Annotated in this window: 23 protein-coding genes; 13 read left to right on the forward strand and 10 right to left on the reverse strand. The window is 71.8% G+C overall.

Features of this window, described 5'->3' with window-relative positions; genetic code table 11:
* Nucleotides 1-53: 53 nt before the first annotated feature.
* The 4 genes from VA596_RS22110 to VA596_RS22125 are packed head-to-tail and all read left to right on the forward strand — an operon-like array spanning nucleotide 54 to nucleotide 2,953.
* Nucleotides 54-488 (forward strand): protein-tyrosine phosphatase family protein, encoded by a 435-nt coding sequence (locus tag VA596_RS22110; protein WP_323329698.1) that lies wholly within the window; start codon nucleotides 54-56, stop codon nucleotides 486-488.
* Between the two features lie 5 nt (nucleotides 489-493).
* A complete protein-coding gene (gene upp, locus VA596_RS22115) occupies nucleotides 494-1,117 on the forward strand; it encodes a uracil phosphoribosyltransferase (RefSeq protein WP_323329699.1) in 624 nt (207 codons plus the stop codon).
* A gap of 40 nt (nucleotides 1,118-1,157) precedes the next feature.
* On the forward strand, nucleotides 1,158-1,733 hold the full coding sequence (locus VA596_RS22120) for an RNA polymerase sigma factor (RefSeq protein WP_323329700.1): 576 nt from the start codon (nucleotides 1,158-1,160) through the stop codon (nucleotides 1,731-1,733).
* Nucleotides 1,730-2,953: a hypothetical protein gene (locus tag VA596_RS22125; RefSeq protein ID WP_323329701.1), complete on the forward strand. Its 1,224-nt coding sequence runs from the start codon at nucleotides 1,730-1,732 to the stop codon at nucleotides 2,951-2,953. The genes VA596_RS22120 and VA596_RS22125 overlap by 4 nt, the downstream gene beginning before the upstream one ends.
* On the opposite strand, the gene VA596_RS22130 is transcribed toward VA596_RS22125, so the two are convergent.
* Nucleotides 2,926-3,540: a TetR/AcrR family transcriptional regulator gene (locus VA596_RS22130; protein ID WP_323329702.1), complete on the reverse strand. Its 615-nt coding sequence runs from the start codon at nucleotides 3,538-3,540 to the stop codon at nucleotides 2,926-2,928. The genes VA596_RS22125 and VA596_RS22130 overlap by 28 nt on opposite strands.
* Nucleotides 3,541-3,624: 84 nt before the next feature.
* On the opposite strand from VA596_RS22130, the gene VA596_RS22135 reads away from it, so the two are divergent.
* From VA596_RS22135 to VA596_RS22170, 8 genes are all read left to right on the forward strand, one after another.
* Nucleotides 3,625-4,026 (forward strand): MerR family transcriptional regulator, encoded by a 402-nt coding sequence (locus tag VA596_RS22135; RefSeq protein ID WP_323329703.1) that lies wholly within the window; start codon nucleotides 3,625-3,627, stop codon nucleotides 4,024-4,026.
* A 50-nt stretch (nucleotides 4,027-4,076) separates the two neighbouring features.
* On the forward strand, nucleotides 4,077-5,003 hold the full coding sequence (locus VA596_RS22140) for an aldo/keto reductase (protein WP_323329750.1): 927 nt from the start codon (nucleotides 4,077-4,079) through the stop codon (nucleotides 5,001-5,003).
* A 69-nt stretch (nucleotides 5,004-5,072) separates the two neighbouring features.
* Nucleotides 5,073-6,635: an NAD(P)-binding domain-containing protein gene (locus VA596_RS22145; RefSeq protein ID WP_410171913.1), complete on the forward strand. Its 1,563-nt coding sequence runs from the start codon at nucleotides 5,073-5,075 to the stop codon at nucleotides 6,633-6,635.
* Nucleotides 6,635-7,705, forward strand: coding sequence for an alpha-hydroxy acid oxidase (locus VA596_RS22150; RefSeq protein WP_323329704.1), 1,071 nt, complete (start codon nucleotides 6,635-6,637; stop codon nucleotides 7,703-7,705). The genes VA596_RS22145 and VA596_RS22150 overlap by 1 nt, the downstream gene beginning before the upstream one ends.
* On the forward strand, nucleotides 7,702-9,027 hold the full coding sequence (locus VA596_RS22155; RefSeq protein WP_323329705.1) for a cytochrome P450: 1,326 nt from the start codon (nucleotides 7,702-7,704) through the stop codon (nucleotides 9,025-9,027). The genes VA596_RS22150 and VA596_RS22155 overlap by 4 nt, the downstream gene beginning before the upstream one ends.
* Entirely contained in the window at nucleotides 9,024-10,304 is a 1,281-nt protein-coding gene (locus tag VA596_RS22160; protein WP_323329706.1) for a cation:proton antiporter, read from the forward strand. The genes VA596_RS22155 and VA596_RS22160 overlap by 4 nt, the downstream gene beginning before the upstream one ends.
* Before the next feature lie 64 nt (nucleotides 10,305-10,368).
* On the forward strand, nucleotides 10,369-11,016 hold the full coding sequence (locus VA596_RS22165) for a response regulator transcription factor (RefSeq protein ID WP_323329752.1): 648 nt from the start codon (nucleotides 10,369-10,371) through the stop codon (nucleotides 11,014-11,016).
* A complete protein-coding gene (locus VA596_RS22170) occupies nucleotides 11,013-12,212 on the forward strand; it encodes a sensor histidine kinase (protein WP_323329707.1) in 1,200 nt (399 codons plus the stop codon). Before VA596_RS22165 ends, VA596_RS22170 begins: the two co-directional genes overlap by 4 nt.
* A gap of 1 nt (nucleotide 12,213) precedes the next feature.
* Here VA596_RS22170 and VA596_RS22175 read toward each other — a convergent pair whose 3' ends face one another.
* The 9 genes from VA596_RS22175 to VA596_RS22215 form a co-directional block, all read right to left on the reverse strand.
* Complete coding sequence (locus VA596_RS22175) at nucleotides 12,214-13,467, reverse strand: hypothetical protein (protein ID WP_323329708.1); 1,254 nt, start codon at nucleotides 13,465-13,467, stop codon at nucleotides 12,214-12,216.
* A 57-nt stretch (nucleotides 13,468-13,524) separates the two neighbouring features.
* Entirely contained in the window at nucleotides 13,525-14,814 is a 1,290-nt protein-coding gene (gene hisS, locus VA596_RS22180) for a histidine--tRNA ligase (RefSeq protein WP_323329709.1), read from the reverse strand.
* A 25-nt stretch (nucleotides 14,815-14,839) separates the two neighbouring features.
* On the reverse strand, nucleotides 14,840-15,229 hold the full coding sequence (locus VA596_RS22185) for a hypothetical protein (protein ID WP_323329710.1): 390 nt from the start codon (nucleotides 15,227-15,229) through the stop codon (nucleotides 14,840-14,842).
* Nucleotides 15,230-16,316: 1,087 nt separating this feature from the next.
* Nucleotides 16,317-17,480, reverse strand: coding sequence for an amidohydrolase family protein (locus VA596_RS22190; RefSeq protein WP_323329753.1), 1,164 nt, complete (start codon nucleotides 17,478-17,480; stop codon nucleotides 16,317-16,319).
* Nucleotides 17,481-17,485: 5 nt separating this feature from the next.
* A complete protein-coding gene (locus VA596_RS22195; protein ID WP_323329711.1) occupies nucleotides 17,486-18,601 on the reverse strand; it encodes an MAB_1171c family putative transporter in 1,116 nt (371 codons plus the stop codon).
* A complete protein-coding gene (locus tag VA596_RS22200; protein WP_323329712.1) occupies nucleotides 18,598-19,119 on the reverse strand; it encodes a hypothetical protein in 522 nt (173 codons plus the stop codon). Before VA596_RS22200 ends, VA596_RS22195 begins: the two co-directional genes overlap by 4 nt.
* The gene (locus tag VA596_RS22205; RefSeq protein WP_323329713.1) at nucleotides 19,116-19,523 is read right to left on the reverse strand and encodes a helix-turn-helix transcriptional regulator; all 408 of its coding nucleotides are present in this window, start codon (nucleotides 19,521-19,523) and stop codon (nucleotides 19,116-19,118) included. Before VA596_RS22205 ends, VA596_RS22200 begins: the two co-directional genes overlap by 4 nt.
* Before the next feature lie 310 nt (nucleotides 19,524-19,833).
* A complete protein-coding gene (locus VA596_RS22210) occupies nucleotides 19,834-20,286 on the reverse strand; it encodes a flavodoxin family protein (protein ID WP_323329714.1) in 453 nt (150 codons plus the stop codon).
* On the reverse strand, nucleotides 20,286-21,920 hold the full coding sequence (locus tag VA596_RS22215; protein WP_323329715.1) for a phospho-sugar mutase: 1,635 nt from the start codon (nucleotides 21,918-21,920) through the stop codon (nucleotides 20,286-20,288). Before VA596_RS22215 ends, VA596_RS22210 begins: the two co-directional genes overlap by 1 nt.
* Before the next feature lie 30 nt (nucleotides 21,921-21,950).
* Between VA596_RS22215 and VA596_RS22220 the strand changes: the two genes are divergently transcribed.
* A partial coding sequence (locus tag VA596_RS22220) for a glycosyltransferase (RefSeq protein ID WP_323329716.1) occupies nucleotides 21,951-23,034 on the forward strand: 1,084 nt, incomplete at its 3' end.

A 23,034-nucleotide genomic window follows, 5' to 3' on the forward strand; every position in this document is an offset into this window, starting at 1 on the left:
GCTTAGTGGCGAAAACCACCCACCGTGTCCATCTTCCGAAGGACACTGGGCCGATGGGATCACCGACAGTCGAGTTCCCGGACGGCACCCGGGTCCGCGGCCGGGGACTGGGCCGCCCGCGCCCCGACGAACCCGCCCCGGACTTCGGGCTGTACCTCGGGACGAGCCGGTTGCGGCGCAAGCACGGCGGCGGCATCACCTGGCCGCACGAGTGGGTCACCTGGCCCGATTTCCTGCTGCCGGCCAAGCCCGCGGAAGCACGTCGTCAGATCAAGGCCCTGCACGCACGCGCCAAGCTCGAAACCGTCGAAGTCGCCTGCTACGGCGGTGCCGGGCGGACCGGCACGGTGATGGCCTGCCTCGCGGTCCTTTCGGGAGTCCCGGCCGGCGACGCCGTCGCGTGGGTGCGGGAGCACTACAACCCACGCGCCGTCGAAACACCCTGGCAGCGCGGCTGGGTGAAAAGGTTCGCCGACCGGCTAAGTTGACCTGCATGGATGTGCACGTCGTCGACCACCCCCTCGCGAAGGCCCGGCTCTCCACCATGCGCGACGCGCGCACGGACAGCGCCGCGTTCCGGGCCGCACTGCACGAACTGACCGTCATGCTGGTCTACGAAGCCACGCGCGACGTGCCGGTGAAGACCGAGCGGATCCACACGCCGGTCGCGCGCACCGAGGGGTACAAGCTGGCCAGCCCGCCGTTGCTCGTCCCGGTGCTGCGGGCCGGGCTGGGAATGGCCGACCAGGCCCACAAGCTGATCCCGGACGCGCAGATGGGCTTCGTCGGCCTCGCGCGCGACGAGGAAACCCTCAAGCCGACGCCGTACCTCGAGTCGCTGCCGGAGTCGCTCGCGAACCGGCCGGTGCTGGTGCTCGACCCGATGCTCGCCACCGGCGGCTCGATGGAGTACACGATCCGGCTGCTGACCGACCGCGGCGCCGACGACGTCACGGCGATCTGCGCGCTGGCCGCGCCCGAAGGCCTGGCCCACCTGGAGAAGACCGGCCTGCCGGTCCGCGTGGTCACGGCCAGCATCGACGAGCGGCTCAACGACTCGGGCTTCATCGTGCCGGGTCTCGGCGACGCGGGCGACCGCCAATACGGCGCGGTCTAGCCCGGTACAACATCCCGGGCGGTGCCGGCCACAGACGGGTGTGAGCAGTCATCTGGGGGTACCGGTGGGCCAGGCCGGCGACCGGGAACTGTGGGACCGGGCGGCCGCGGGTGACGAAGACGCGTTCGGCGCGCTGTTCGAGCGGCACGCCGAGGCCGTCTGGAACCACGCCTACCGGCTGACCGGGTCGTGGTCCGGCGCCGAAGACCTGACGTCCACGACGTTCCTGACCGCCTGGCGCCGCCGCGCCGACGTCACCTTGGTGCGCGACAGCGCCTTGCCATGGCTCTACACCGTCGCGGGCAACGCCGCCCGCGACGAGTACCGCGGCGCGAAACGGCGATCGCGGCTGCTGCGGCGGATCCCGGACCCGCCGGTGGTGTCCGACCACGCCGACGCCGTGGCCGAGCAGCTCGACGGCGAGCAGCGGCTGCGCCACGTCGTCGAGGCCGTCCGGACGCTGCCGAAGGCGCAGCGTGAGGTCGTCGAACTCTGCCTGCTCGGGGACCTGAGCACCGGTGACGCGGCCGCGTTGCTGGCCGTCGCCGAGGTCACCGTCCGCTCCCACCTGTCCCGGGCCCGCGCCCGGCTGCGTGCCCTGCTGGAGGCGAAATGAGCATCGAAGGCCTCCCGGCGCGTCGCGAGCTGCCGGACGACGTCCGCGACCGGCTGCGGGCGAACCTCCGCGAGGGCATCGCGAAACCACCCCGGAAGACCCACGTCTGGTACGCCGCGGCGGCCGCGGTGCTCGTCCTGGCCGCCGGCGCCGTGGTCGTGACGCGGCAGCTGCGGCCGCCCGCCGACACCGCGCCGGCACTCACCGGCGGGCTGACGCTCGACGCCGGGCTCGCGACGGCTTCGCTGGACCGCTGCTGGGCCGCGGTTCGAGCAGCGGGCAAGACCGATCGGGTGCCCCCGCGCGCGGAGTGGGTCCCGCTGTTCACCGCGGAGCAGGAGGGCGACGCGGTGGTCGCGGCGACCGCCGCCGGCAAGCCGATGTTCTGCGAAACGACCGGGACGACCGTGACGCTGTCGGACCCGGGGGCCACGCCCTCGTACGCGCCCGGCACTCGGACCGGGCTGCTGCTGCGGAGCGCGACCGGGCTGGCGGCCGGGGTTCTCGACCCGGCCGTGCCGCGGGCGGACTTCGCCGTGAAGACGGGCGGTGGCTCCGCGAGTTCGTGGCGGCTCCGCTTCTCGCCGGTCAGCCGCCAGTTCGCGGAGTTCACCGGCGCGCTACCGGCGAAGGCGGAACTGGCCGTCGGGGACGGGCGGATGAACACCCTCCCGGACGCGCCGGCGCCGCTGCTCGCGGTGACCGACCGCCCGGAACCGGCCGACCGCACCTCGGCCGCGGGCCGGGCCCTGGGCGACTGCCTCACCGACGCCGGCGAGGTGATCCCGGACGCCGCGGCCTACCGGCCGGGACCGCTGGTGAAGGAAGGTGACTACCAGGTCGTCATGGGCCGCCGGGGCGACCGGGTGATCGTCTGCACCCTGGAGCCGGACTACTGGCGGCCGGGGACCAACGCCCGCGCGTACCCCGATCTGGCCGGCAACCGGCAGGTCCCGGCCCGGGTCCTGCGGGTGGACACGCTCGGCAGCCCCGAAGCGGGGGCGGCACCGGGCCGGGCCCGCATGCCGCTCGCCGTGGTGCTGCCCGCCTCGGCGACGTCGGCCGGCTTCGAATTCGGCAACGGCGACGGCGCCGACGCGGTGGTCACCGACGGGATGGCCCTCGCCTGGGTGCCGCGGGGCTACGCCGGGAAGGTGCACATCCGGGCGTTCGACGCGGCCGAAAAGGTCGTCTACGACGGGACGCTGCCGCTGGGGTGAGCCAGCCAGCCGGCGGCGTTCGCGCGCAGGGCCGTCTCGTACGTGCTCGTGACGTCGAACTCCTCCGGCAGGTTGCCGGTCAGCTCCAGCGAAACCAGCCCGTGCACGAACGCCCAGCAGGCGACCGCGATCGTCGGCGGGGGGACGTCCAGGAAGACGCCGTCCGCCACCGCGCGGGTGATGATGCGTTCCAGTGGCTTGAGCGTCTCGCGGGCGAGCTGCTCGGCGTCCTCGTTGGGCTCGAACCCGGGGACGGACCTGGTGAACATGATCCCGTAGAGGTTCGGGTCGGCCAGCGCGCTCGCGCGGTAGGCGCTGCCGAGCGTCACGAGGTCCTCGACCGCGTCACCGGTCAGCGCGGTCCCGGCCATCCGGGCGCCGAACCGGCGGAACCCCTCGGTGTAGAGCGCGTTCACCAGATCGGGTTTGCTGCCGAACAGGGAGTACACGGCGGTGGTCGACGTCCCGGCGTCGGCGGCCAGCTTCCGCAGGGAAAGCGCCTTCGGCCCGTCGGCGGCGATCAGCTCTCCGGCGCGGTCGAGGAGCTTCAGCCGGAGGGCTTCGTCGTGCGTACGTGGTCGAGCCATCTACGCAGCGTATCGGAACGCTGTTATGAATGGCCAGAGCTCGGAGTTGACCTGGAGTGCACTCCAGGTCGTAGTGTCGAGGTCATGAGCTACTCGATAGCGGAAGCCGCTCGACGTAGCGGGCTGTCCATCGACACCCTCCGGTACTACGAGCGCATCAAACTGCTCGACCCGCCCGCCCGCGACACCGCCGGTCGCCGGGCCTACTCGGACGAGGACCTCGGCTGGCTGGCCTTCCTGACCAAGCTGCGGACCACCGGGATGCCCATCAAGAGCATGCGCGAGTACGCATCGCTGCGCCGCCACGGCGTCGCCAGCGCGGGCCGTCGCAAGGCGCTCCTGGTGGACCAGCGCCGGTCGGTCGCCGAGCGGATCGCCGAGCTGCAGGGCTGCCTCGACGTCCTCGACTACAAGATCGACAACTACGCCCAGATCGAGCGCAAGGCGTTCGGTGTGGAACCCGACATGGAGGGAATCTCCGCGTGAAGACCAGGAAGCTCGGCGAACTGGAAGTCGGTGCCCAGGGGCTGGGCTGCATGGGGATGAGCCAGGCCTACGGCGTCTTCGACAACGAGGACGAGTCGATCGCCACGGTCCACCGGGCGCTCGAGCTCGGCGTCACCCTGCTGGACACGGCGAACGTCTACGGACAGGGCGCCAACGAAGAGCTGGTCGGCCGCGCGATCGCCGGCCGCCGCGACGAGGTCGTGCTCGCGACGAAGTTCGGCATCGTGTGGGGCGAGGCCGGCGCGATGGGCGCTCGCGGTGACGCCGAGTACGTCAAGCAGTCCTGCGACGAGTCGCTGCGGCGCCTCGGGGTCGACCACATCGACCTCTACTACCAGCACCGCGTCGACCCCGACACGCCCATCGAGGAGACCTGGGGCGCGCTGGCCTCCCTCGTCGAAGCGGGCAAGATCCGGTACGCGGGCATCTCGGAGGCGAGCGCCGCGACGATCCGCGCCGCGCACGCCGTGCACCCGGTGACCGCGCTGCAGAGCGAGTGGTCCCTGTGGACGCGTGGCATCGAGGGCGAAATCCTCAGCACGTGCCGCGAGCTGGGCATCGGTGTCGTGCCGTTCTCGCCGCTGGGCCGGGGTTTCCTGACCGGCGCGGTGACGTCGATGAAGGACCTGCCGGAGGGCGACATGCGCCGCGGCCTGCCGCGGTTCGCCGAGGGCAACTTCGAGCGCAACATGGCGATCGTCGACGCGCTGCGCAAGCTCGCCGAGGAGAAGGGCGTCACCGCCGGGCAGCTCGCGCTGGCCTGGGTGCAGTCCCACGGCGAGGACGTCGTGCCGATCCCGGGCACGAAGCGGCGCAAGTACCTGGAGGAGAACGTCGCGGCGGCTTCGCTGGAGCTGACGGCGGCCGACGTCGAGGCCATCGAAGCGGCGGCTCCCGCCGAGGCGATCGCGGGGGAGCGTTACCCGGAGCGGCTCGCGAAGGCCGCCGGCAAGTAGCACGCTGCGAGTTGCCTCTGAAGGTTTTCTGAGATCTCCGGGGAAGGCTCGGTGCCGATCATGTGATCGGTGCCGAGCCTGGAGGTCGTCGTGTCGGAGGAAGTGCTCGATTATCTGGTCGTCGGCGCGGGGCCGGCCGGGTTGCAGCTGGGGCAGTTCCTCGGCCACGCCGGGCGCCGGTACCTCGTGCTGGAGGCGGGATCCGCGCCCGGCACGTTCTTCGCGACCTACCCGCGCCACCGGACGCTGATCTCGATCAACAAGAAGTACACCGGCTGGACCGACCCGGAGCTGAACCTCCGGATGGACTGGAACTCGATCCTCGCCGACGGCGACGACGACCCGGTGCTCTTCACCGACTACAGCGAAAAGCTCTTCCCGGACGCCGAAAACCTGCTCCGCTACCTCGCCGACTACACGGCGAAGCACCGGATCAACGTCCGCTACGACACCCGGGTGACGCGGGTGCACCGCGAGCCGGAAAGCGCTCTCTTCGTCGTCACCGCCGGTGACACCGAGCTCCGCGCGCGACGGCTGATCATGGCCACCGGCGTCAGCAAGTCCTACGTCCCGGACATCCCCGGCATCGAGCTGGCCGACCAGTATTCGGACGTCTCGGTCGACCCGCAGGAGTTCAAGAACCAGCGGGTCCTGGTGCTCGGCAAGGGGAACTCCGCCTTCGAGACCGCGGACAACCTGATCGAGACGGCCGCGATCGTGCACGTCGGCGGCCCGCGGCCGGTGAAGCTGGCCTGGCGCACGCACTTCGTCGGCCACCTGCGCGCGTACAACGCGGGCATCCTCGACATGTACCAGCTCAAGCTGCAGCACGCGATCCTCGACGGCGACGTCCGCGAGATCCGCAAGGACGCCGACGGGTACCACGTCAAGTACGCCTTCGCCCGCGTCGACGAGGTCGTCAAGGAGATCCGCTACGACCGCGTGATCATCTGCACCGGCTTCCGCTTCGACGCGAGCGTGTTCGACGACGACTGCCGCCCGCAGCTCACCATCAACGACCGCTTCCCGGCGCAGACGTCCAGCTGGGAGTCGGTCAACGTGCCCGGCCTCTACTTCGCTGGCACGATCACGCAGGTCCGCGACTTCAAGAAGGCCACCAGCGCGTTCATCCACGGCTTCCGCTACGGCGTCCGCGCGCTGGCCAAGGTCCTCGGCGAGCGCTACCACGAGACGCCGTGGCCGAGCACCGAGCTGCCCGCGAAACCGGACGCGCTGACCGAAGCCGTGATCACCCGGATCAACCGGACTTCCGCGCTGTACCAGCAGTTCGGCTTCCTCGGCGACGTCCTCACGATCGACGGCGACACCGCGCGGTACCTCGAAGAGGTGCCGGTGGCGCGGCTGCTGGACGACCCGCCCGAGAACGCTTTCGTCGTCACCCTCGACTACGGCCCGGACCACGACAAGATCGACCCGTTCGACTTCGTCGCCCGCGCCAGCCAGGACCAGGCCAACGACCACGGCGAGGGCCACTACCTGCACCCGATCGTCCGGCACTACCGCCGCGGCGAGCTGGTCGCCACCCACCACGTCACCGAGAACCTCGAGAACGAGTGGGACCGGGAAGTCCACATCGGACCGTTGGCCGCCTTCTTCACGAAGGAGCTGTGATGCGCACGATCGCGGAGTTCGAAGCGGCGGCGCGGCAACGGCTCGACCCGGTCCACTACGACTACTTCGCGGGCGGTGCGCAGGACGAGATCACCCTGGCGGAGAACGAAACCGCGTTCCGGAAGCTGAAGCTGCTGCCGCGGGTGTTGCGCGGCAGCGACAAACGGGACCTGAGCACCGAGCTGCTCGGCTCCCAGGCGTCCATGCCGATCCTGATCGCGCCGACGGCGTTCCACCGGCTCGCCCACGCCGACGGCGAGCTGGCGACGGCCCGGGCCGCGGCGCGCGCGGGCACGATCATGATCGTCAGCATGGCCTCGACCACGGCCATCGAGGACGTCGCCGCGGCGGCGCGGGAGGTCGCGCCCGACCCGGCGCTGTGGTTCCAGCTCTACCTGCAGCCGGACCTGGAGTTCACCGAGGCGGTCGTGCGCCGGGCCGAGGGCGCCGGCGTCAAGGCCTTCGTCGTCACCGTGGACTCCCCGGTGCTCGGCCGCCGCGAGCGCGACGACCGCAACGACTTCCACGACCTGCCGCCGGGATTCGCCGTCGAGAACCTGCGCGACATCGGCGAGAACCGCAGTGGCGGCAACGCCAGCCACGTCCGCGACATCGTCATGTCGGCCGGGCTGAACTGGGAGCACATCGCCTGGCTGCGCTCGAAGACGAAGCTCCCGGTGCTGATCAAGGGTGTCCTGCACCCCGAGGACGCGCGCCTCGCGGTGCACCACGGCGTCGCCGGGATCGTCGTGTCCAACCACGGCGGCCGCCAGCTCGACACCGTCCCCGCCACGATCGACGTCCTCCCCGAGATCGCCGCCGCGGTCGGCGGGGCGATGCCGGTGCTGCTCGACGGCGGGATCCGCCGCGGCACCGACGTCGTCAAGGCCCTCGCGCTCGGCGCGGACGCGGTCGGCGTCGGCCGCCCGGTGGTGTGGGGGCTGGCCGCGGGCGGGCGCGAAGGCGTCTCGCAGGTGCTCGAACTGCTGCGGGAGGACTTCGACCAGGCGCTCGCCCAGTGCGGCGGACGGCGGCCGGCCGACCTCACCCCGGACCAGGTGCGGCGATGATCGGGAAAGCGCTTGCCGCAGCCGCCTTGGCGACGGCGCCCGCGTGGCTGCCCGGCCGTGTCGTCGCGCTGCGGGTGAAGATTTTCTCGCTGGTCAACGGCGAGGACACGGTGACGATCCCGGGTGAGCGGATCGGTGCCGAGGACTTCCGGCGCGTCTACGCCGACCCCGCGGCGAACGGCCGCAGCAAGGGTGCCGCGCTGTCGGACCTGTTCTGGTACTGGCTCGCGCCGGGCCCGGAGGTGCACCAGGAGCACCTAGAACCGGGGCCGCGCTACGACGAGGTCGCCAAGTGCACCCGGCACATCCTGGTCAAGTCCAAAAAGGACTCCGAAGAGCTGACGCGCCGCGTCGCCACGCACGTGCTGGACCAGCTGGACGGCGGCCTGGTCCGGCTGCGCGACGAGATGATGCCGATCTGGGCCGAGCTGTACTACGAGCTGGTCTTCGACGAGCCGTGCCCGCCGGAGGCGCGCGACCTCATCGTGGCGAACGCCGACGACGTCGTCTCGGCCCTGAAGTGCGTGCGGCCGCGGAACATGCGCCGCCGTGCGAGGCTCACGAAGTACCTGCGAAGGCGTCTCGACGACGTCCCGCACCCGCTGCCGGAGGCGTTGACCCCGCAAGAGCAGGTCTACTACCTGCAGGGCACGTTCTTCAACACCGCCGTCGTGCAGATGTCCGAGGCGATGGCCCACCTGCTGATGATCGTCGCGCAGCACCCGGACGTCCAGCGGCGGCTGGCCGAGCACCCCGAGGACGACGCCTACCTGGACCGCGTCATCGACGAAGGCCTGCGGACCTACCCGCTCTTCGGCATCGCGCACCGGATTTCGACGGCGGACATCGAGCTGGCGGACCTGACCATCCCGGCCGGCACCGTGCTCTGCTTCAGCTACCCGGACTTCCACCACGCGGGGTTCGAGCACCCGGAGGAGTTCGACCCGGAACGCTGGTGCTCGCACGCCGTCCAGGCCAAGAAGGACGTCAACTTCGTCCCGTTCGGCATCGCGCAGAACCGCGCCTGCCCGGCGCGCGGACTGGCCCCGCTGACCATGCGCGTCGTCGCGCGGGAGGTGCTGCGCCGGTTCAGCCTCGCCTCGACCGCCGGGCACACGCGCTCGATCCCCAACCGCGGGCCCGCCCTGCTGACGCCCCGGGGCGCCCGCCGCAAGCGCGCGCCGCTGGTGTGGCTCGCGGTGCGCGACCGCTGGGAAGACGTCTGGCGCAGCCTGGCCCAGCTCGTGTTCGGCACGTACATGGTCGTCGACGCCCGTCGCCAAGCCCTCTGCTCGACCTACTTCGCCGGAGGAAACTCATGAGCCCGACGCTTGCCGCACCGGCGTTCTTCCTCGCCGTCGCGGTCATCCTCGTGGTGTGCCGGGGCGTCTGCATGGTCGCGGTGCGGCTGGGCCAGCCGCCGGTGGTCGGCGAGATGATCGCCGGCGTGCTGCTCGGCCCGTCGCTGCTGGGGCTGGTCCTGCCGGGCGTGCAGACGGCGCTGTTCCCGGACGGCATCCGCCCGCTGCTCTACGTCGGCGGCCAGATCGGCCTGGTCATCTACATGTTCGGCGCGGGCTACGAATTCAGCCTGCGCAGCATCCGCGGCTCGGCCAAGTCGGTCGGCGCGATCTCGCTGGCGGGCACGGTGGTGCCGCTCGCGCTCGGCGTCGGCGTCGCGGTGTTCGGCACGAGCTGGGCGGGCATCGGCAAGGACGGGGTGTCGCTGACGACGTCGGCGGCGTTCGTCGGGGTGGCGCTCGCGATCACGGCGTTCCCGATGCTCGCCCGGATCATCACCGAACGCGGACTCGGCGGCACCCGGTTCGGCTCGCTGGCGCTGGCCTGCGGAGCCCTCGACGACGTTCTCGCGTGGGTCCTGCTGGCCGTCGTCCTCGGCATGCACGCGGGCTCGGCCGGGCCGGTCGCCATGGCCGTCGGCGGCGGGCTGCTCTTCGCGCTGCTGCTGGTGCTGGTCGGCCGCCGGGTGCTCGCGAAGGCGATGGGTAGCGGGCGGATCTCCGCGGACCAAAAGATGCTGATCACGGCGTTGACGCTGTTCGCGGCCGCCTGGTTCACCGACGTCATCGGGCTGTACGCGGTGTTCGGCGCCTTCTGCGTCGGCATCGTCTTCCCGCGGATGCCCGCCGCGGACGCCGTGATCGCGAAGATCATGCCGATCGGGCGGATCGTGTTCCTCCCGCTGTTCTTCACCTATTCCGGCCTGAACACCCGGTTCGCCCTGCTCGCCGACCCGAAGCTGCTGCTGTTCGCGGTGCTGTGCGTCGCCGTGGCGATCATCGGCAAGTTCGGCGCGTGCTGGGGCGCGGCCCGGCTGGTGGGGGAGTCGCAGCCGGTCGCACTGCGCGTCGGGGCGTTGATCAACGCCCGCGGGCTGATGCAGCTGATCGCGCTCAACGTCGGGCTCGCGGCGGGGATCGTTTCGCCCGCTTTGTTCACCGTGCTGGTGCTGGTCGCCTTGGTGACCACCGTCATGACCGCGCCGGTGCTCAGCTGGCTCGACCGGCGTGATGCCCGCAGAGGGACCACAGAAGTGGTCTTGATGGCGGAGCCGGTCCCGGTAACCGGGAAAAGTTGAGGGTTCAATACCAGAAAATAACTGCCAGTATGGGGTCGTGCACGATGCGGCGGAGAAACCGAGGGTGCTCCTCGTCGAGGACGACCGCGAACTCGCGGGCCTGCTCGCCGAGCTGCTCGCGGACGAAGGCTACGAAACCGATGCGGCGTACGACGGCCAGCGGGGGCTGCACCTCGGCCTCACCGGGCGGTACGACGTGATGATCATCGACCGCAGGCTGCCGGTGCTCGACGGCCTGGAGCTGCTCGCGCGGCTCCGGGCCCGGGCGGTCACCACCCGCGTCCTGGTGCTGTCGGCGCTGAGCACGCTCGCCGACCGCGTCAGCGGGCTGGACGCCGGCGCCGACGACTACCTCGTCAAGCCGTTCGAGACCGAGGAGCTGCTCGCCCGGCTGCGCGCGCTGGGCCGCCGTGACCTCGACGGCGCCGAGTCCATCCCACTCGGCACCGCCGCCCTCGACCTGCAGCGTCACGAGGTCGTGCTGCCGCGCGGCGAGCGGATCACGCTGTCCGGGCGGGAGTTCGAGCTGCTCCGGGCCCTGGCCCAGCGGCCGAAGGCGATCCACCCGCGGGCCGCGCTGCGCACCCGCGTGTTCGCCGACTCGACCGGTGAGTCCATTGTGGACACCTATGTGTACTACCTGCGGCGCAAGCTCGGCCGGGACGTCGTGCGGACGGTGCACGGGCTCGGCTACCAGATCGGTGCGGTGTGAAGTCCCGCGGCGACCCCGAAGCCCGCGCCCTGCACCGGGCGCGGTGGGTGATCACCGCGCAGATCGCCGTGGTGGTGTCGCTGCTGGTCGCCGTCGCGGGCGGGATCGCCTACGGGATGCTGCTGTCCGGGCAGCACGCCGACGCCGACCGCACGCTGGCCCGGACCATCGAGCTCGGCCCCACCGCGACGCCGCCGGGCTGCGTCTGGCTGTTCACCCCGGCGCTGCACGCGCCGCCCGGGCCGTCGCCGGCCGGGATGCCGATCGCCGGGCTGACCGCGCTCGCGTCGTCGCCGGGTGACGTCCACACGGAACGCCGGTCGTTCGGCGGCATGACGTACACGATCCGCGTGGAGAACCGCGGTGGCGTCGTCTCGCAGGCGTTCTTCGAGGAGCGGTACCAGATCCAGGACCGGTCGTCGCTGCTGTTCGGGCTCGGGGTCGCCGAGCTGCTGGCGTTGCTGGCGGCGGTGGTGTGCGGCCGGCTGCTGGCGTCCCGGGCGATCCGGCCGCTGGCCGACGCGCTGCGGCGGCAGCGCACGTTCGTCGAGGACGCGTCCCACGAGCTGCGTGCCCCGCTGACCCGGCTGCACACACGTGCGCAGCTGCTGGCCCGGCGATCGTCCGGCCGGGACGGTGACGACCTGCAGCAGCTGGTGCGCGGAACGCGTGAACTCGGCGAAGTCGTCGAGGACCTGCTGCTGTCGGCGCAGGCGTGCGGCGGCCGTCCGGAGCTGGTGCCGGTGGAGCTGGGCGTGCTGGCCGACGAGGTGGTGGCGGCGGAGGCGGTGCGCGCGGGCGCCGGCCGGATCCGGATCGCGGTGACGCGGGAGCGCGGCCCGTACGTCGTCCAGGGCGTCCCGACGGCGTTGCGGCGCGTGCTTTCGGCGTTGCTGGACAACGCGCTGGGCCACACCCCGCCGGGCGGCTCGATCGAGGTGTCGCTGGGCGCGCCGGACGACGAGCACGTCGAGCTGCGCGTCCGCGACACGGGCGTCGGCTTCCCGACGGCGGACGCGGACCGCATCTTCGAGCGCTTCGCCCGCGGCACGGACGGCGACGGCCGCCGCTTCGGCCTCGGCCTGGCGCTGGTCCGCGAGGTGGTGACGGGCCACGGCGGCACGATCGCCGCCGTCGCCCGCCCCGGCGCGGGCGCCACGTTCACCCTCCGCCTGCTGCGCGCCGACCTCACGTGAGTCAGGTGCCGAGGCTGAGCCGGATCCCGCGGGCCAGCGCCGGTTCGAGGCCGATGCAGGCCGCCTCGATCTCCGCGCGCAGCCGCGCCGACGGTTGCGTGTAGACGTTCGCCATGTGGTCGCGGCAGGCGTACAGGTCCTGCTGGGCGCCTTCACCCAGCTCCGGGTCCCGCAGCAGCGTGAGGTCGGTATGCAGCCGCAGCCAGGTGTCGCGGTCGCGCAGCAGGGTCGCGGCCGCCCGTCGCGTGTGGACCGGGTTCGCCGGACTCAGCAGCGTGCGCAACGCGGGCACGTCGACCAGCGCCGGTTTGCCGCGCAGGAACTCCACGACCTGACGCGTCACGGCGGGGGAGGGGTCGGTCAGCAACGGCCGCACCGCCGTCGACTCCGAAGCCACCCGGCGCAGGCCGCGGACGGCCAGCGCCCGGAACCTTGGCCGCTCGTCGGCGAGGTTTCGCTCCAGCCGTCCGGCGTCCTCCGAGGTTCCGGTCTCGCCGAGCCCGGCGAGCACCCCGGCGGAGTCCGGCAGCTCGCGGTAGTGCGCGGCCGGGTCGCCGCCCGCCTTCAGGACCAGCGCCTGAGCCATCGAGCGCACCGCCGAAGCCCGGTCGGCCAGGTGGGCCACGGCGGTGTCATCGCCGAGAAGGGTCAGGGCGCGCATGCGGACCGGCGGCGTCCCGTCGGCGAGCAGTTCTTCGACGGCTTCGCCGCGGTCCAGCAGGGCGTCGCCGCACGACGTCCGGATCCGAAAGTCGTTGTCCCGTAAGGTGATCTGCCGTAACCGATCGGACGACAGGAGTCCGGCGCGGATCGCTTCGCCGTGCGCCCAGCGGCGGCTTTCCCGATCACCCAGGGCCAATGCGCCATCGAGCAGACTCGGCAGCGCGTCCCGAAACAGCGTGGTCATCCAGCCGTCGACCTGGCGCCGGCGCAGCATGGCGACCAGCGGCAGCATCGCGCGTAGCGCGGATTCGTCCAGTTTGGAAACCACGGCTCCCCGCGCTGCGTCCCGGACCTGCGGGACCCAGTCGACGCAACGGATCAGCAGCAATGGCAGCGCTTCGGGGTCCGGACCGACCGCGAGCCGCGCGACGGCGGCCTCCCGCAGCCGGCCGTCAGGAGCGCACGCGTCGACGGCCGCCGCTTCTCGCGGGGTCCGGGGAGACCCGCGGTACCACCACGTCCGTCGCACCTCGACGTCGAAGTCCACCCACCGCCGTACGTCGCCCGCGAGCACCTCGTCAAGAGTCAGCATCCGGCATCCCCCTCGGCGCCCAGGATGCCTGGGCGCCGAGGGGGAGTCGAACCGATTTCAGCCCAGCAGCGCGCGGACCGACGCGGGCGCGTCCGCGATCGCGACCGGGTTCTGCTCGCGGGTGGCGAGGCTGCGGACGGTCACGTTCCCGGCGGCCCAGTCCTCCTGGCCGATGATCACGACCGCGACCGCACCCGCCTTGTCCGCGCGGGTCAGTTCCTTGCCCAGCTTGCGGTGCTCGATCGGCGTCGACGTCCGGAGCCCGGCCTGGCGCAGCGACTGCGCCACCGAGCGGGCGGCGTCCGAGAGGTCCTCGGTCACCGGGATGACCATGACGTCGACCTCACTGCGCGGTGCCGGGGTGAGCCCGTGCGTCTCGAGGAAGTCGATCAACGTCACGTCGCCCATGCCGAACCCGATGCCCGGGATCTGCTGCGCGGTGAACATCGACGCGAGGTCGCTGTAGCGGCCGCCGCCGAACAGGGCGCGGCGGTTCTCCGGCGAGGTGTCGAAGACCTCGAACACGGTCGACGTGTAGTACGCCAGCCCGCGCACGATGATCGGCTCGTACTTCACCAGCGAGCCGGCGCTGCTGTTGAGCACCTTCACCAGGTTCGACTGCTCGCGCACCGCGGCCGGCAGCTCGTCGAGCAGCGCCTCGCCCATGTCGAGCGTCTCGGCCAGCTTGTCGAACTGCTTGTCCGACAGCCCGATGTCCGCGGCCCCTTCGGCCAGCTTCTCGCGGGGGTACTTCTCCCAGCGGTCGACCAGCGCGAACACCTGGGAGAGGTGGTCCTCGGAGACGCCGGCGACGTCGGTGAGCGCCGACGTCAGCAGGTTCCGGTCGTTGACGCGCAGCACGAACATGTCCGGCGTCGCGCCCAGCGCGGCCATCATGTCGTGCACCAGCTCGAAGATCTCGATCTCGCAGTTGGCGCTGTCCGAGCCGAAGATGTCCGCGTTGATCTGCCAGTGCTCGCGCACGCGGCCACGCTGCGGCGCCTCGTACCGGTGGCAGTTCGGGTGGCTGTACCAGCGCACGGGGAACGACAGCGACTTCGCGCTCCCGGCGATCATCCGCGCCACGGACGGCGTCATCTCCGGCCGCAGCGCCAGTCGCCGCCCGCCCTTGTCGGTGAGCGTGTACAACTGCTTGTCCGCGAGCTCCTGCCCCGATTTCCGTTCGTAGATCTCGGCCGACTCGAGGATCGGGCCGTCGTAGCGGAGGAAACCGCGGCGCTCGAGGACGTCGTAGAGATGACCGAACACCTGCGTGCGCACGGACATCTCGGCGGGCAGGAAGTCCCGGGTCCCCTTGTAGGGCGCGGTCGGCAGGTATTCAGGCACGTGACCAGCTTAACGACCGGTTTTGTCAGGCGAAGGCGACCCCGTAGGCGGTGAGCAGGGTAGCCGCGCCGAGCAGCACAGCCCCGACGGACGTCACCCGCCCACCGAGCCCGCCCCGGTTCGGGACCAGGTGCAGGAAGAACCCGCCGGACTGGGCCAGGATCCCGAACAGCAGCAGGAAACTGGTGACCCACAGCGTGGCGTCGGAGAGGGTTGTGCGACTGAGGATCTGCAGGGCGACCAGGGCGAGGATCAGCAGTACCCCGGCGTGCGCGTGCCCGGCGCGGAACATCGCGCGCTGGTGCTCGGTGAGTTTGCGGTCCCGCATGACGCCCATGAGGGCGTAGCCGCCATACATCACGGTGGGCAGCGAGACCAGGGCGATGACCGTGAAGAGCTGGATGGGTCCGTGCATCGGGGGACTCCTTGCTTTTCGAGTGGATGCAGCTGACGGTAACACTGTTTTAAAACGGTGTCACGGAACTTGGCAGTCCCTGATCGGGGAGAGTGCCGGGAGGGACTTTGCCGGAGGGGAGAGGCGGGTGCTGTTGGCGACGCGGTGGCTGGGGGTGGTTCCAGCCGGGCGGGTGACGTGGGGGGAGGGCGCGAGTGGCCCTTTCGCGCGCCGTGGCGGGTGCGAGTGGTCCGTTGGTGACGATGGCGGCGCGAGTGGCCCTTTGGCGCGCTCGCGACGGGTCGGTGGCGCCAGTGGGCGGTGGTGCCGAGGGGGTGCGAGCGGCCCTTTCGCGCCGCAAAGGGTGCGAGCGGCCCTTTCATGCACTCGGCCAACCAGTGCGTCTAGCCCTCTTGTGCTGTGGGCTTGCGATACGAGCGGGCCGTTCGCGCCCTGTGCGGGTGCGAGTGGCCCTTTCGTGCGTTGGCGGCGTGCCGAGTGGCCCCACTCGTGCCGTGTGCGGGCGCGGGCGAGCCGTTCGCGCTTCATACGAGGGGTGCGAGTGGCCCGTTCGTGCCGGTGGCGACGCGAACGGCCCGTTGGTGACTGTGGCGGCGCGAGTGGCCCGTTCGCGCCGTGCCCGTCAGGGTGAGTGGCCGGTTTGTGCTCTGTCGCGGGTGCGAGTGGCCGGCAGTGGCGGTTGGCGGCGCGAATGGCCCTTTCGTGCTCGGGGCGTGGGGGGTGGGTGCGAGTGGGCCGGTTCGTGCCATGAGTTGCGAGTGGCCCCGTCCAAGCGGGGGTTGGCCCGAGCGGTCCTTTCGCGCCGTGGGGGCGCGGGTGGTCCTTTCGCGCGCTTGCGCGACCAGCGCGAGTGGCCCGCTCGTGCTGCAAAGGGTGCGAGTGGCCCTTTCGCGCGTTGGCGGCGTGCCGAATGGTCCGTTCATGCCGGGGCGGGCACGAACGGACCGTTCGTGCCCTTGGGGCAGTGGCGGCGGTGCGAGTGGCCCGTTCGCGCCGATAAGAGCACCAGCGGCCCTTTCGCGCGCGCGACCAACCAGCACGAGTGGCCCGTTCGCGCCGCAAGAACCACGAACGGCCCGTTCGCGACCTAAGCCGCGAGCCCCCGAGCCAGCACCAGCAGCGGGTTCCGCAGCGCCGCCAGCGAAGCCAGCGGATCCCCCTCCACAACCAGCACATCCGCCGCCAGCCCCGGCTCAAGACGGCCCGTGACACCCGCCAAACCGAGCCCCGCCGCGCTGTCCTCCGTGGCGATCTCCAAGATGCGCCGTCGACCGAACCCGAGCCACTCGTACAGCTCCAGCGCGCCCACCGGGTCGTCGAAGACCGAGCCCGGCAAGCCCGCGTCCGTCCCCGCCAGTAGCCGGACCCCGTGCTCCTCCAGCCACGGCAAGCGGCCGTACATCGCCTGGGCTGTGTCGTCGCCCAGCTTCTCGACGATCATTCGCCAGTTGCGGCTGCTCGTGGAGCACGCCGAGATTCCCTGGGCGGCCATCGAGGCAGCCACCGCATCCCGCCGGTCGAAGGAGCGAGGGCCCGTCAGGAAGCTGCAGTGCTCGATCGTCGACACCCCGGCCTCGACCGCCGCCTCGATCGCGTCGGCGCCGTGGGCGTGGGCCGCCACCGGCAGGCCGTGGGAAGCCGCGTGCGCGACGATCACCGACAGTTGACGGGCGTCGAACTGCGACTCCCACATGTCCGCGCCGCCCTCGGTGATCTGGCCGCCGCTGGCCATCACCTTGATCACGTCCGCGCCCGCCTCGGCGTTCTCGTCGATCAGGGTGCGGATCGACGCGTCGGACGTCGTTGCGCCGCCGAAGAAGTGGCAGTGGCCGTCCGGGACCGTGATCGGCGGGCCCGACACCAACAGCCGCGGCGCGGCCACGCCGTCCAGCGAACTGCGCACCGCCGCGCCCAGGTGGCCGCGATCGCCCAGGTCTCGCACCGTGGTTACGCCGCTGCGCAGCATCGACGTGAGCCGGGAGCGAGCCTCTTCCAGAGGCGAGCCGGCCAGGAAGTGGGCCAGCATCTCGCGGGACGCGTCGAAAGCCAGGTGCACGTGGACGTTGAACAGGCCCGCCATGACCGTCCCGGTCGGGAAGTCGTGCCGCGCAAAACCGGGCGCCGCCTGGGCCAGCACCTCCGCGCGCGGGCCCACCGCGGCCAGCACGCCGTCGCGTACCAGGACCGCGCCATCAAGAACCGGTGTCGACGGCCGAGGCAGCACCCGGCCGGCGGTGATCAGGGTGTCCACGGGGGTCACGCCCCCATCGCGGCCGAGAGGGCGAGCAGCGGCCGGACGTCGGACTCGATGTCGTCCGCGCCCGCGGGCAGGACCTGCTTGGCGCGGCCGTCGCTCTCCTCACCGTCCGCATGCCGCCGCAACGCCGTCTTCAGCGCGGCCGCCGCGGCGCCCGGATCGCTGGCGACGACCTCGCCGAAGTCCGCGTCCAGGTACGGCGAAAGCTGCACCAGGCCGTCGCGGATCTCGATCACCCGGCGGTAGTAGACGCGGTGCACGCTGCGCGGCGAGAACCGTTCGCGCGGCGGGGTCCGCAGGACGATGCTGGGGAACGCCTTGACCAGAACCGTCCACAGTGGAGCCAGCGCCTGGTGCTCGTGGCGGTGCCGCCGTCGCCGCCGCAACGCCGACAGCCGCGCGCGGACGCCGGGGTAGGTCACGCCGGCCAGGAACAGCGCGCCGCCGAGGATCACGAACGGCACCCCGAGCAGCAGCAGGATCTTCACCACCGGGCCGAACGCCCACGCCACCACGATGTACAGCGCGCGGAAGATGCTGCCGACGGCCGCGCTCGCCAGCCCGACCGCGCCCAGCCTCAGCCCGATGCGCAGGTTCCGGTCGGCGACGCGCAGGTAGCGCACGATCCAGGCCGTGCAGGCGATCAGCGCGTAGATCAGGTACAGCCCGGCGCCCAGGTAGAATAGCGCGACGCCGCTGTCGTGGATCGTCTCCGGCCCGAGCGCGGCACCCCGCAGCTCCGGGGGTGTCACGCTCATCGCGACGATCATCAGCACGATCGCCGCGGCCAGCGGCACCAGCTCGGCGACCACGCGCCCGTAGCGGCGGACCGGCCCCAGCGCCGAGCCGAGGAAGAACAGGATCAGCGCGCAGACGCCGCAGGCGAGCAGCGCGTTGTTGGCCACCCGGGCGGCGCCCAGGCCGAAGACGTCGTCGACGGCGTCCGAAATCACCTTCTGCTGCAGCAGGAACGCGGCGGCGAAGCCGGCGATGCACGCGGTGACCGACCAGTTCGGCAGGGTCGGGGCCCGGACCACCTGGTAGATCCGCCACGACAGAGCCGCGGCGAACAGCACCATCGCGAGAACGTTCACGGGGCTGAAAAGTGTGCTCACAACCACCCTTGGTGATCGCCCAGCGCCCCCTGGATCCGGCGAAGATCCCGGTCCGCAGCGCGCCGCGGGATCGTGTAGTTCAGGACCGACGCCCACTCGAGGATGATGGTCGCTACGGTCTCGGCTTCCCACTCGTGGGCGTCATCGTAGGACGTGCGGCGCAGTGCGCGGTGTACGGCATCCGGGTCAAGATCGGGAGCCGGGCCGCGCAGGAAGTCCGCCGGCTCGGCGTCGCCCTGCGGGTGGTGGTCGGCGAGCATGTGGCCCAGCTCGTGCAGGATGATGTGATCTTGGTGCGACTTCGTCGTTTCGGCCTGGTAGAAGATGTAGTCCGCCGCCGAGGTCGCGATCCAGCAGCCGAACGGGCCGGGCACCTCGAGCGGGTAGGCCATCAGCCGGATCGGCTTCCCCCGCTGCTCACCCACTCGCGAGCACAGCAGCTCGACGTCCAGCGGGGGCCCGATGTCCAGGTCCTTCAGCAGCTTCCGGCACCGGCGGCGCAGCTCGCGTTCCTTCATCGCGGCGTGTCCTCCGGGTTCCGGCCTTCGCGTTCGGCGCGTTCGTAGCGCTCCACCAGCTCCAGCAGGTCCATCACCTGACGGCGGCCCTGCGGCGACAGCTCCTGCGCGCGCATCGCCATCAGCTGCACCTCGCCCGCCGGGGCCGGCCCGGTGGCCTCGGCGTCGAAGAAGTAGGTGACGGGCACGCCGAACAGCCTGGCCAGCGCCTCGACGTAGTGGATCTTGGGGTTGACCCGCTTGCCGGTCGCGAGCTGCTGCAGGTAGGCAGGCGACATCGCCGGCCCGCCGGCCCGCTCGACCGCCGCGGAGATCTCGCGGTAGCTGTGCGGTGCCTTGCCGTCCAGTCGCGCCGCGTCGATCAGGGCGCTCAGGCGTTCCGCGAACGTGCGCTCTTGTGCCATGGCCGCCCCCTAGGTTCCACCGTGAAAATTCTAGCCGGGAAACCACTGTACGCACATGTTGACAGCTATCGTATGCAGTGGTTTACAGTGGCCTCGCCTCTCGCCTTGCCGTCCGTACCCTGGGGGTGTACAGAACCACAAGGCGAGAGGCGACCATGCCTCCGACTCGTCATGATCGGCCGTCTGTAGTACGCTTCATAGCACCAAGGTCGATCGCCTCGCGGCGAACCCTTGGCTACGGCCTGTTGCCGGAGGTCGACCCCCAGGGCTTCCGGTGACAGGCCTCTTACTTTTCCCAGGTCATCGGCTCTCAGGACATCAGCGTCGCGGCCAGCGTGCCGCCCAGCTCGGTGCACGCTTCCAGCACCTTGCGGTCCGGCTCGCCCGTCGCGATCACCGGATCCGCCGCCTTCGCCCAGGCCAGGCCCGTCGTGATGGACAGCAGCTGCCGTTCGGTGCCCGACGTGTCGCTGTTCCCGTGGATCCAGTACCCGAACGGACGGCCCCGCGTCTCGTCGAGGCACGGGTAGTAGACCGTGTCGAAGAAGTGCTTCAACGCGCCGCTCATGCTGCCCAGGTTCGCCGGCGTCCCCAGCAGGTAGCCGTCGGCCTCGAGGACGTCCGGGACCGTGGCCGCCAGCGCCGCGCGGCGGACCACGTCGACGCCTTCGACGTCCGGATGCGTGGCACCCGCCAGCACCGCCTCGAACATCGCCTGCGTCGAGGGGGACGGCGTGTGGTGCACGATCAGGAGCTTCGGCATCAGGACAGCAACGCCTCCACGTCGGCCCGCAACGCCGTCAGCCGCTTGCCCGCCGCCGTCCGCGCGTCCGCCAGCGACTCGCGCACCGGCTCGACGACCTGCAGGTACGCCTTCAGCTTCGGCTCGGTGCCGGACGGGCGCACCACGATCCGGACGCCGTCGCCGGTGAGGCGCAGGACGTCGGCGTCGGGGAGCAGGTCCTCCAGCGCCACGGCCACGCCGCCGACCTCGGCCGGGGGCGCCTCGCGCAGCTTGCCCATCAGGCGGCCGCGCACCGACAGGTCCGTGACGCGCAGCGAAACCTGGTCGGTGACGTGCACGCCGTGCCGCTCGGCCAGCTCGTCCAGGACGTCCAGGGGCGTGCGGCCCTCGGCGCGCAGCCGCGCGGTCAGCCCGGCCGCCAGCGTCGCGGCGGCGATGCCGTCCTTGTCCCGCACGAACCCCGGGTTGACGCAGAGGCCGAGCGCCTCCTCGTAGGCGAACACGAGCCCGTCGCCGGCGCGGACCAGCCACTTGAACCCGGTGAGCGTCTCCGCGTAGCGGGCGCCCTCGGCCTTCGCGATTTCACCCAGCAGCGACGACGAGACGATCGTCGTGGCCACCAACGGGTCCGGCATCGTCGTGCGGTCCACAGTGGACAGGATGGTCGAGCCCAGCAGCACGCCCGTCTCGTCACCGCGCAGCATCCGCCACGAGCCGTCCCGTTCGCGCACGCCCAGTGCGCAGCGGTCGGCGTCCGGGTCGAGCGCGATCGCCAGGTCGGCGTCCACTTCGGACGCGAGGGCCAGCAGCAGGTCGGTCGCGCCCGGCTCCTCCGGGTTCGGGAACGACACGGTCGGGAAGTCCGGGTCCGGCGTGGACTGCGCCTCGACCAGGTGCAGGTCGGTGAACCCGGCCCGCTCGAAGGCCGCGCGCAGCGTGTCGGCGCCCACGCCGTGCAGCGCGGTGGCGGCCACCCGAACGACGCGATCGGCGCCCAGCGGGAGTTCGGCGACCTCGTCGAGGTAACTGCCGAGCAGGTCGACGACCCCGGCGCCCGGCTCGCGCGGCACGTCCACCGCGGCCGGCGCGGCCTGGATGGCCTGCTCGATCTCACCGTCGGTCGGCGGCACGATCTGCCCGCCGGTCGCGTCGTAGAGCTTGTACCCGTTGTCCGCCGGGGGGTTGTGCGACGCCGTGATCTGGATCCCGGCCACCGCGCCGAGGTGCTTGACGGCGTAGGCGAGCAGCGGGGTCGGCAGCGGGCCGGGCATGACCTGCACGGTGAACCCGGCGGCGGTCAGCACCTCCGCGGCGGCCGCGGCGAACTCTTCCGAGCCGTGGCGCGCGTCCCGGCCGACGACGACCAGCGCGCCCGCGTGCCCGTGCGCGGTCAGCCAGGTCGCCACCCCGGCCGTCGTGCGGGTGACCACGGCGACGTTCATCCCGTTCGGCCCAGCGCGCACCGGCCCGCGCAGCCCGGCCGTGCCGAACTCCAGCGGCCCGGCCATCCGGTCGGCCAGCTCGTCGGCGGCACCCGGCTCGCCGCCCAGCGCGCGGGCGACGACCCCCTGCAGTTCGTCGCGGGAGGCGGGGTCCGGGTCGTCGGCGATCCAGCGGAACGCGGCGTCCCGCAGCGTGGAGGTCAAGGTCACCGCGCCAGCCTACGGGCTAGGGTCGGGCCGGTGCGCTTGCTCTTCACCTCACTGGGGTCCTTCGGTCACACGTTCCCGCTCCTCCCGCTGGCGCTCGCCGCGCGCGACGCGGGCCACGACGTCGTCTTCGCCACCTCCGAAGACTTCCTGCCCCAGCTGCGGAAAGCCGGGCTCGAGACGGTCGCCGCCGGGCTCGCCATCAAGGACGCGTTCGGCCAGGCGTTCGCCGAAGCGGGCCCGGCCGGCCCGCGGCGTCCGCCGGGTGAGGTCCCGCCGGAGGTGCTCGGCCCGATCGTCGCGAAGGTGTTCGGCGATCTCATGCCGAAGCGGTTCATCGCGGACCTGCTGCCGGTGTTCGCCCACGTCCCGCCGGACCTGGTCGTAAGCGAGGTCGGCAACTCCGGAGGCGTGTTCGCCGCGATGCAGGCCGGGATCCCCGTGGTGACGCACGGTTTCGGCCGGGTCTCCGGCGACGACCCGTTGGTCACGCACATCCGCGACGCGATCCGCGCGAACGCCACGGACCTGGGCATCGTCCTCGACGGGGACCTGTCGTCACAAGGCCGGTTCATCGACATCTGCCCGGAATCGGTGCAGGAGCCCGGTTTCGTGGCGCGGGCGGGGGCCGACCGCGTGCCGCTGCGCCCGGTCGGCTGGAGCGAGCCCGGCGAGCTGCCCGCGGGCGTGCTGGACAAGCGGCGCCCGCTCGTCTACCTGACGCTCGGCACGGCGATGGGCCACGCCGGGGTGCTGGGCGCGGCGATCGCCGGTCTGTCCGGTTTGGACGTCGACGTGCTGGTCGCCACCGGCCCGACCGTCGACCCGGCCGCGCTGGGCGAAGTCCCGGCGAACGTGCGGCTCGAGGCGTGGGTGCCGCAGTCGGAGCTGCTGCCGCACGTCGACCTGGTGGTGCACCACGGCGGCAGCGGCACGACGCTCGGCGCGTTCGGCGCGGGCGTCGGCCAGCTGCTGCTCCCGCAGGGCGCCGACCAGTTCGCCAACGCCGACGCGGTGCTCGCGGCGGGCGGCTGCGCCCCCCCGCTCCCCCCCGCGGGCCCCCCCGACGCCGCCGCGGAGAAGGCCCGCCCCCCCCCCGCCGGGTCGCCCCCCCCCC

Source organism: Amycolatopsis heterodermiae (assembly GCF_034929455.1).
GTDB lineage: Bacteria > Actinomycetota > Actinomycetes > Mycobacteriales > Pseudonocardiaceae > Amycolatopsis > Amycolatopsis heterodermiae.

What these genes read in the sequence shown, in the direction of transcription:
- VA596_RS22135 (WP_323329703.1), top strand. Translation starts at nt 3,625, where the DNA reads ATGAGCTACTCGATAGCGGAAGCCGCTCGACGTAGCGGGCTGTCCATC.
- VA596_RS22175 (WP_323329708.1), bottom strand. Translation starts at nt 13,467, where the DNA reads ATGCTGACTCTTGACGAGGTGCTCGCGGGCGACGTACGGCGGTGGGTG.
- VA596_RS22130 (WP_323329702.1), bottom strand. Translation starts at nt 3,540, where the DNA reads ATGGCTCGACCACGTACGCACGACGAAGCCCTCCGGCTGAAGCTCCTC.
- VA596_RS22200 (WP_323329712.1), bottom strand. Translation starts at nt 19,119, where the DNA reads ATGAAGGAACGCGAGCTGCGCCGCCGGTGCCGGAAGCTGCTGAAGGAC.
- upp (WP_323329699.1), top strand. Translation starts at nt 494, where the DNA reads ATGGATGTGCACGTCGTCGACCACCCCCTCGCGAAGGCCCGGCTCTCC.
- VA596_RS22160 (WP_323329706.1), top strand. Translation starts at nt 9,024, where the DNA reads ATGAGCCCGACGCTTGCCGCACCGGCGTTCTTCCTCGCCGTCGCGGTC.
- VA596_RS22210 (WP_323329714.1), bottom strand. Translation starts at nt 20,286, where the DNA reads ATGCCGAAGCTCCTGATCGTGCACCACACGCCGTCCCCCTCGACGCAG.
- VA596_RS22140 (WP_323329750.1), top strand. Translation starts at nt 4,077, where the DNA reads ATGGGGATGAGCCAGGCCTACGGCGTCTTCGACAACGAGGACGAGTCG.
- VA596_RS22110 (WP_323329698.1), top strand. Translation starts at nt 54, where the DNA reads ATGGGATCACCGACAGTCGAGTTCCCGGACGGCACCCGGGTCCGCGGC.
- VA596_RS22185 (WP_323329710.1), bottom strand. Translation starts at nt 15,229, where the DNA reads ATGCACGGACCCATCCAGCTCTTCACGGTCATCGCCCTGGTCTCGCTG.
- VA596_RS22205 (WP_323329713.1), bottom strand. Translation starts at nt 19,523, where the DNA reads ATGGCACAAGAGCGCACGTTCGCGGAACGCCTGAGCGCCCTGATCGAC.
- VA596_RS22125 (WP_323329701.1), top strand. Translation starts at nt 1,730, where the DNA reads ATGAGCATCGAAGGCCTCCCGGCGCGTCGCGAGCTGCCGGACGACGTC.
- VA596_RS22150 (WP_323329704.1), top strand. Translation starts at nt 6,635, where the DNA reads ATGCGCACGATCGCGGAGTTCGAAGCGGCGGCGCGGCAACGGCTCGAC.
- VA596_RS22155 (WP_323329705.1), top strand. Translation starts at nt 7,702, where the DNA reads ATGATCGGGAAAGCGCTTGCCGCAGCCGCCTTGGCGACGGCGCCCGCG.